Source organism: Shewanella sp. SM71, from assembly GCF_025653905.1.
Taxonomy (GTDB): Bacteria; Pseudomonadota; Gammaproteobacteria; order Enterobacterales; family Shewanellaceae; genus Shewanella; species Shewanella oncorhynchi.
In genome coordinates this window covers 1-930 of the sequence record NZ_JAKKRW010000049.1, presented here as the reverse complement: position 1 = coordinate 930, position 930 = coordinate 1, and the positions used below count along the sequence as shown (strand labels likewise).

The following is a 930-nucleotide window of genomic DNA, read 5'->3' as shown; positions in this document are numbered from 1 at the left end:
AACGCACCTTATATGGATTCACTTACGTTCATCATACTGACACCCTAGCACTTACCCGATTGTGGTTATCAGGAAGAACGTCCTCTCACGATTCTGTTCCCATTCGGCATAAAGCCAAATATCGTTACATTGTCAGACTCGCTGCTTTATTCAGAGTCTTAGGGTCATCTGGTGATACAGATGGTTCACTCTTATCGCTGTGAACAGCGCTTCATACGACCTCAGGTCGCACGGACAAAAGCGTGTTAGGTCATCAGCTATAACAGGTGAATTTCGCATAGAAATTTCTATGGTGTAACGCCTTGCTCAGCTGCATTTTTGGAGTAGAAGCTTTTGTGTTATCAAACAAAAAAGAAGGAACGGAAAAATGTCAGATGCAGCAATTTGTTATGTTCGAATTCTAATAATACTATCAACATATTGATGGACCATTATTCAACTTTCACATAGAAGCAATTACATTTACAACTGAAAAGACCAATTTGAGGATCTTTAGGTGTAACGCCCTTACGTTTAGCTTGTGAGTTAGCAACTTCTACAGCGTGCTTAATCTCATTAATTTCTTTGCTAGATAGCCTTCTCGTATGCCCATGTACAGGACATCGTTCTCGTTCTCCATCACCCGATATTCGCTCTCCTGACATATTGATGCCCTCTTTCTAATTTCTACCGCTTTAAACATAGACATAATGACTCCCCACAAAGATGCTGATCTCCAATCAATCGTGGATTAGCTTAAAGCCAGAGCCATAATAGTTTTGTCAAAGAAACTAAAAATTGGAGATCAGCATGATAAAACATAACATACTTTTCATTGGCTTAGATACTCATAAAGAATTCGTCGAAGTCGCCTATATCGAAGACCATTATGGTGCACAATCGGTACATTATGGCCGCGTTTCTAGTGCAAAAGCATCCATCACTAAATTA

General features: G+C 39.7%; 1 pseudogene. It reads left to right on the top strand.

The window, feature by feature from the left end:
- Positions 1-789: 789 nt before the first annotated feature.
- Positions 790-930, top strand: a pseudogene (locus L5L97_RS22770) (IS110 family transposase); the annotation flags it as partial.